Source organism: Kitasatospora sp. NPDC054768, from assembly GCF_053612025.1.
In genome coordinates, this window is the sequence record NZ_JBSHBN010000244.1 from 1 (window position 1) to 7,008 (window position 7,008).

The window sequence follows — 7,008 nt, forward strand, 5'->3', positions numbered from 1 at the left end:
GTCCTGGTTGTGGGGGTGGGGGGTGGTCCGCGGGGGGGTGGTCGTTGGGGGGGGCGGCTTCGGGGGGGGGGGGGCCCCCCCCCGGGGGGGGGGGGGGTTGGAACGGCCGGGCCGCCGCCCGCCGCGGCGCCCGCGACGGCGGCCACCGGCCGGACGGCGGAGGGGACGGCGGCCGGGGCGGCGGGGCGTTCGGCGGCCTCGCGCTGGACGGGCAGCGGGCCGGGCGGCCGGCGGCCGGGCGCGCCCTGTTCGGGCTGCGGCGGCGGGCCGACCCGGGCGGCGCGCTGCTGGGGCGTCGGGTAGCGGCGGCCGAGGCCGGCGGCCGCGTGCGCCGTACCGGTCTGCGCGTCGGCGGGCAGCACCGGCAGCACGGTGGCCGGGTCCAGCCGCAGGGCGGGCAGTCCGCCCCGGTCCAGCGCGGCCAGCAGCGCTGCGCGGTGGCCGGCGGGCAGCAGCCGGGCCAGTGGCTCGGGCACCGGCCGAGCGGCCGGGGTGAGCGCCGCGGTCAGGGTGTGGAAGCCGCCCCGGGCGCCGGGCGCGGCGGCGAAGGGGAGCAGCCGCTCGCCGAGCGCGAGCCGCGGCCCGGCGGAGCGCAGCGGGCGGGCGTCGGCGGCCAGCGCCAGCAGTCCGCCGGCCGGGCCGGGCAGCGGGTAGGCCCACCAGAGCACGTCGCGCTGGTGCTCCTCGCGGTCGGTGACGGTCAACCGGCCGGCCCAGGGGCGGCCGTCGGCGGTCCGCTCGGCGAGGGTGTCGAACGCGTCGCAGGGGCGGCGGACGGAGCAGCGTTCGCGCGCCCGGGGTTCCAGGGCGGGCAGCAGGCCGGAGGCCGGGCGGTCGTGGGCGACCTCGGCGCGGTGGCCGAAGAGTTCCTCGGCGGCCCGGCCCCACTGGGCGATCCGGCCGGACCGGTCGACCAGGACGGGGACGAGCCGGACCAGGGCGGCCACACCCGTCGGGTGGTCGCCCGGCGCGGTTCCGTCGCCCGCCGGCCGCGGTGTGGAGTTGGACTCGGCCACCATGGATTCGCTCTGCTCCCGCCTGGCCGCCGCGCCCGGGGGCGGCCGTCGCTCCGGAGGAAGGCACGCTGTGCGGATACCAGCGAAGCACGGACCGGGCCGGGCTCGACACCGAAACGGGGAGATTCCTCAGGATCGGTTGCGTGTCGTGTGCCGCGCGCCGGTTCGTGCCCCCGGTTCACCCGGACGGGGCCCGCGACCACGGCGGTAGGGTGGCAGGCCGGACCGCCCGTACGGGTGGTCCGCAGGACGCAGCCGGCCGGACGAGACAGAGGCGACAAGTGAGCGCGCAGAGCCCCGCCCGCTGGACGGACCCGGAGCAGCAGGCACTGGAGGAGCGGGTCGCCGCCGCCGAGCTCGCCTGGCTCAGCATGGACGTGGACGTCCAGACGCTGCGGGTCGAGATCGACAACTTCGCGCTGATCCACCACCAGCTGCTCGGCCCGCTGTACGCCCGGCTGGACGAACTGGACGCGCTGGTCGCCGAGGCCGTCGCGGCCCGCACCGGCAGGCCGGAGGACCTGCGCCGGGCCGCCGAGGCACGGCAACAGGTCGAGGACCTGCCGGACCTGGACGCGCTCTTCGACTCGGTGCGGGAGCAGTCCGGCCAGGACGGGGAGGCGGCCCCGCCGCCCGCCGCACCGGAGCGGGTGCGGCCCGGCAAGGACGCCCAGCGGATCTACCGCGAGCTGGTCCGCCGCGCCCACCCCGACCTGACCACCGACCCGGCCGAGCAGCAGCGCCGGGCCGCCTTCCTGGCCCGGGTCAACGAGGCCTACGCGTACGGGGACGCGACCGCTCTGGGGGCCCTGGCCGCCGAGTGGTCCACCGCGCCGCAGGCCGCGCCCGCCGTCGACGCGCCCGACCGCGCGGACTGGCTGCGCCGCCGGCTGGACTGGCTGACCGCCAAGATCACCGAGACCGCCACCGAGCAGGTCCGGCTGGAGCAGACCCCGATGGGCCAGCTGCTCGCCCTGGCCCCGCAGGACCCGGACCGGCTGCTGGAACAGCTCGCCGAGGAACTGCTGGCCAAGGCCGCCGAACGGCGGACCGAGCTGGAACGGCTGCTCGGCGGCCCGGCTTCGGCGGACGGTACGGCCTCCGGCGGCCGCGGCACGGCGCCGGTGGGCGACAATGACACGCATCCCCGCGAATCCCAGGAGAGCCACACGATGTTCCCGCAGATCCCCTCCGCCGACGCCGCCGCCGTGCCCGCCGACGCCGCCCTGCTGGACGTGCGCGAGCAGGACGAGTGGGACGCCGGCCACGTCGACGGCGCGCTGCACATCCCGATCGGCGAGGTGATCGCCCGCCTCGGCGAGCTGCCGGAGGAGAAGCTGTACGTGCTCTGCCGGGTCGGCGGCCGCTCCGCTCAGGTCGTCCAGTACCTGGTCCAGCAGGGCCGGGACGCGGTGAACGTGGACGGCGGGATGCACGCCTGGCAGGGTGCGGGCCGTCCGATGGTGAGCAGCACCGGCCAGGAGGCCTTCGTCCTCTGACGGCCCGGCACCCGCCGCCCGTGCCGTGCGGCAGGATGGGCGCGCGCGAGCGCGCCGGCACCGGGCCGGTGGCGCCCGCCGACCGGTCGGGGAGGCCATGACCGAGACGACGGACCGGCCGGCTGCCGGGAGGACCTGGTCCAGGCCCGCGCAGCTGGTCCTCGGCTTCGCCGGGTCGGTGCTGGCCGGCGGCACCGGGCTGTTCCTCGCCGCGGTGTTCCTGCACGTCGCGCCCGCCAACTCGGTGTCCCGGCAGTACCGGGACGAACTCGACGGCGTGGTGTACCCGGAGTTCGAGCAGAACTGGAAGCTGTTCGCGCCCAACCCGCTCCAGCAGAACGTGAGCGTGGACGCCCGGATCCGCACCGCCGCGCCCGACGGGTCCACCCGCACCCACGACTGGATCGGGTTGACCGCCCAGGACGTCGCCGCGATACGGGGCAACCCGGCGCCCAGCCACGTCGAGCAGAACCTGCTGCGCCGGGCCTGGGACTTCTACGACGGCTCGCACAACCCGCAGGACGAGACCCCGGCCTCCCCGCGCGGCAGGCTCGCCGAGCAGTACCTCAAGCGGATCGCCCTGCAGCGGATCGGCCGGGAGGCGGACGGGGGGCGGATCGTGGAGATCCAGTTCCGGTCGACCGCGGCCACCGTCCCGCCGCCGTCCTGGAGCGGCGAGCCCGCGCCGGCGGCGCCCCGGGTGCGGGAGCTGCCGTGGTGGCCGGTGACGGACGAGGACTACCGGGGGCTGCTCGGATGAACGAGGCGACGGTGCGGGCCACGGCACCGGGCGGGGCGGCACCGGGCGGGGCCGGGCCGGACGGCGGGGTGCCCCGGCAGACCGGGGCCGCGCGGCCGGTGGAGTCCGGGGCGGCGGGGACGGCACGCGGGCCGCGGGCACCGCTCGGGCGGGCCGCCGAGGCGTTCACCGGACGGGCGCTCGGCCGCCACCAGGCGGCGGTGGTGCGGATCGGCTTCGGACTGGTCTGGCTGGCCTACCTGCTGCGCGAGTGGCCGCACCGGCGGGTGCTGTACGGCGACCTCTCCCCCTGGTCGGCGGAGCTGGCCGACCAGCTGCTGGCCGACAACGGGGCCTTCACCGTGCTGCCCTGGTTCGGCGGCCGGCTCTGGTCCGAGCTGGTCTACCACCTGGCCGTGCTGGCCGCCCTGGCCGTACTGCTGGGCTGGCGGACCAGGGCGAGCACGGTGCTGTTCCTGGTCACCGTGCTGTCCCTGCAGAACCGCGACGTCTTCCTCGGCGACGGCGGTGACAACGTCGTCCACCTGATGGCGGTCTACCTGGTCTTCACCCGCTGCGCCGAGGTCTGGTCGCTGGACGCCCGGCGCCGAGGACCCGGGCGGACCGGGGTGGTGCTCTGGGCGGTGCTCGGAGCCGTCCTGGCGGCCTGTCAGTTCGGCGGCTTCGCCGGGGACACCCTGACCTGGACCGACCGGGCCTTCCCGTACCTCGGCTGGTCGCCGTTGTTCTGGGCGCTCTGGACGGCGGCCGGGCTCTGGTGGACGCTCGGCCGGCTGCGGCCCGACGGCGAGCCGCGGGCGGTGCTCGACGCGCTGGCGAACATGGTGCACAACTGCGGGATGCTGGTGATCGCCGTCGAAGTGGTGCTGATCTACGCCACGGCCGGCTGGTACAAGGTGCAGGGCTCGCGCTGGCAGGACGGCACCGCGCTGTACTACCCGCTGCACCTGGACTACTTCACGCCCTGGCCGGGGCTGTCCGCGCTGGTCGGCTCGGCGCTGCTGCCGGTCTTCCTGATCTCCTACGGCACCGTGATCCTCCAGGTGGCGTTCCCGTTCACGCTGCTCGACCGGCGGGTCAAGAACGGCCTGCTGGCCGTCATGATGCTGGAGCACGCGGGGATCGCGGTCGTGCTCGGGCTGCCGGTCTTCTCGCTCGCGATGATCGCGGCGGACGCGGTGTTCCTGCCGACCGGGGCACTGCTGTGGGCGGCGGCGCGGCTGAGCCGGATCCGGCGGAGGTATCCGGCCTAGGATGTCGCTATGTCCTGGTTCGCCGCACTTCGTGACACCGCGCGGACCGGGCTCACCCTGGACCGGGCGCTCACCGACCCCAAGCGGGCGGTGCGCGGGGCCGTCGCGGTGGCGCTGGTGCTCTTCCCCACCCTCGCGCTCGGCGGGGTCGCGCTCGCCACCTCGGCCGCGATGGGCGCGTTCATCGCCGGCTCGGCCACCTTCCAGCGCAGCTTCCGGCCCCGGGCCAGCCTCGCCGTCGCCGCCGGGGCCGGACTCGGCATCAGCACCTTCCTCGGCTACCTGGCCGCCGGCGTCCCCGGGCTGTTCCCGGTGCTGCTCGCGGTGTGGGCCTTCGGCGCCGGACTGGCCTGGGCGATCGGGCCCACCGCCGGAGTGGTCGCCACCAACACCGTCTCGGTGATGCTGATCGTCGTACAACTCCCGGTCAGCACGGTCACCGCGCTCGGCCACGGGCTCGTCGCCGCCCTGGGCGGAGTCGCCCAGGCCACCGTCATCACCGTCTGGCCGATCGGCAGCTGGACCGCCCAACGGGAGGCCCTCGCCGACACCTACGCCGAACTCGCCGACTACGCACGCCGGTTGCGACAGGACCCGACCGCGCACGTCGACCCGGAGCCGTTCATGACGGCCCGCCACGCCGCCGCCCTCACCCCCTGGCAGGACCGCCACCGGCCACCCGAGCTGCGCGGACTGCGCGGCATCGCCGAGCGCATCCGGCCCACCCTCGCCGCACTCGCCGACCCCAAGGTGGGCGCCCCCGAAGAAGGGCCGGGACGGGACCGGGCCCGGGAAGTGCTGGCCGCCGCCGCCGAGGTCATGGACGCCCTCGCCCGGGCGATCCGCACCGGCGACCCCGTCCGGCTCCCCCGCTCCGCGCCGTCGCTCACCCTGGTCGGCTCCGACGACGGGCCGCGGCTCCAGGGCGCGGCCCGGCGCTCCGCCCGGCGGCTCGGCGGGCTGCTGCGGAAGGCCGCGGACACCCTGGACCGCAACGACGAGGACACCATCACCACCCCCGTCGTCGGGGCCGGCGGGGCGCTGCGCAAGCCCACCATCGCCCGGATGCTGCCGGTCGCGGCACGGGCCGTGCGGCGGCAGCTGCACCCGCGCTCGGCGATCTTCCAGCACGCCGTCCGGCTCGCCGGCGTGGTCACCGTCGCCTACCTGCTGGCCCGGCTCGCCGGATTCCACCACGGGTACTGGGCGCCGATGACCGCCGCGATGGTGATGCGGCCGGACTTCGCCCAGACCTACAGCCGGGGCGTCGCCCGGCTGGCCGGAACGGTGGTCGGAGTCGCCGTCTCGACGCTCGTGGTGCAGCTCGCCCACCCCGGGCAATGGGTGCTGGCCGCGCTGGCGGTGATCTGCATCGGCGGGTCGTACCTGGCGTTCCGCACCGGGTACGCGCTCACCACGGTCGGGATCTCCACGTACGTGGTGTTCCTGCTCGGACTCCAGGAGGGCAACCCGCTGGTGACAGCCTTCGAACGGGTCGGGCTCACCCTGCTCGGCGGATCGATCGCACTCGTCACGTACGCGCTCTTCCCGACCTGGCAGACCGCCCGGCTCGGCGAACGGCTCGCCGAATGGCTGGCGGCCGCCGGACGGTACGCGGCGGCGGTGATCGCCTGCTACGAGGAGCCGGCGGCGCCGCGCGGACGGGTGGTGCGCAGCGCGCTGCTGGACTCCCGGGAGGCGCGCTCCGAACTGTTCCAGGCGATGCAGCGGGCCGACGCCGAACCGGGGCGGCACGAATCCGGGCTGGCCGGAGTGAGCCGGCGCCAGATCGACCGGGCCCGGGCGGCGGTCGGGGCCCTCGGGCGGGCGGCCGTGCTGCTGGAGGCCCACCTGCCGGCGGGGGACGCGGAGCCGGTGCCGGGGGCGGGGGCGTACGCGGAGGAGCTGCGGCTGGCGACGGCGCTCGCGGCGGGGGCGATGCTGACGGGGCGGACGGTGGAGTTCGGGGCGGTGCGGGACGCCCAGGTGTGGTTGGAGGAGGGGCTGGCGGGGGCGCCGGCGGGGGTGCAGCGGGATGTGGTGAGGGCGGGGACCCGGTTGGTGGGGCAGGCTTTGCGGGATTTGGAGCGGGCTCTGCGGGGGTCTTCTGCGGGGGAGGGCTCTCGGGAGGGGGGCTCTCGGGAGGGTGGCTCTCGGGAGGGTGGGGGGCCGGGGGCGGCTCCGGGGGTGGGTGCTCCGGGGGCTGGATGATTTTCAGACTGCCCACTCCGAGGGGTGGGGCGTTGAGACCGTTGGCAGTCTGAAAATCACCCGTCACGCCCCTCTCCGCACCCACCCCCTGCGCCGCCCCCTTCCGCAGCGCGTCCCTCTCGCTGGGGAGGGAGGGGCACCTTTCGCGCTGGGGGTGGGGCACCTTTCGCGCTGGGGGTGGGGCACCTTTCGCGCTGGGGGGTGGGGCACCTTTCGCGCTGGGGGGTGGGGGTGCTCCTCTCGGTGGGGGTGGGGGTGGGGGTTGGGGT

4 protein-coding genes and 1 pseudogene are annotated in these 7,008 nt (G+C 76.4%); 4 read left to right on the top strand and 1 reads right to left on the bottom strand.

Going from position 1 to position 7,008, the window contains the following annotated elements:
- Positions 1 to 1,019: pseudogene (locus tag ACWGKU_RS38835) on the bottom strand (hypothetical protein); the annotation flags it as partial.
- A gap of 278 nt (positions 1,020 to 1,297) precedes the next feature.
- Here ACWGKU_RS38835 and ACWGKU_RS38840 point away from each other — a divergent pair.
- From ACWGKU_RS38840 to ACWGKU_RS38855, 4 genes are all read left to right on the top strand, one after another.
- Positions 1,298 to 2,515: a rhodanese-like domain-containing protein gene (locus ACWGKU_RS38840; RefSeq protein ID WP_452180866.1), complete on the top strand. Its 1,218-nt coding sequence runs from the start codon at positions 1,298 to 1,300 to the stop codon at positions 2,513 to 2,515.
- A 97-nt stretch (positions 2,516 to 2,612) separates the two neighbouring features.
- Positions 2,613 to 3,275, top strand: coding sequence for a DUF5819 family protein (locus ACWGKU_RS38845; RefSeq protein ID WP_401054642.1), 663 nt, complete (start codon positions 2,613 to 2,615; stop codon positions 3,273 to 3,275).
- Entirely contained in the window at positions 3,272 to 4,528 is a 1,257-nt protein-coding gene (locus ACWGKU_RS38850; protein ID WP_452180867.1) for an HTTM domain-containing protein, read from the top strand. Before ACWGKU_RS38845 ends, ACWGKU_RS38850 begins: the two co-directional genes overlap by 4 nt.
- Before the next feature lie 9 nt (positions 4,529 to 4,537).
- Positions 4,538 to 6,739 carry an FUSC family protein gene (locus ACWGKU_RS38855; RefSeq protein ID WP_452180868.1) on the top strand — a complete coding sequence of 734 codons (2,202 nt, stop codon included), beginning with the start codon at positions 4,538 to 4,540 and terminating at the stop codon, positions 6,737 to 6,739.
- Positions 6,740 to 7,008: the final 269 nt, after the last annotated feature.

What these genes read in the sequence shown, in the direction of transcription:
- ACWGKU_RS38845 (WP_401054642.1), top strand. Translation starts at nt 2,613, where the DNA reads ATGACCGAGACGACGGACCGGCCGGCTGCCGGGAGGACCTGGTCCAGG.
- ACWGKU_RS38850 (WP_452180867.1), top strand. Translation starts at nt 3,272, where the DNA reads ATGAACGAGGCGACGGTGCGGGCCACGGCACCGGGCGGGGCGGCACCG.
- ACWGKU_RS38855 (WP_452180868.1), top strand. Translation starts at nt 4,538, where the DNA reads ATGTCCTGGTTCGCCGCACTTCGTGACACCGCGCGGACCGGGCTCACC.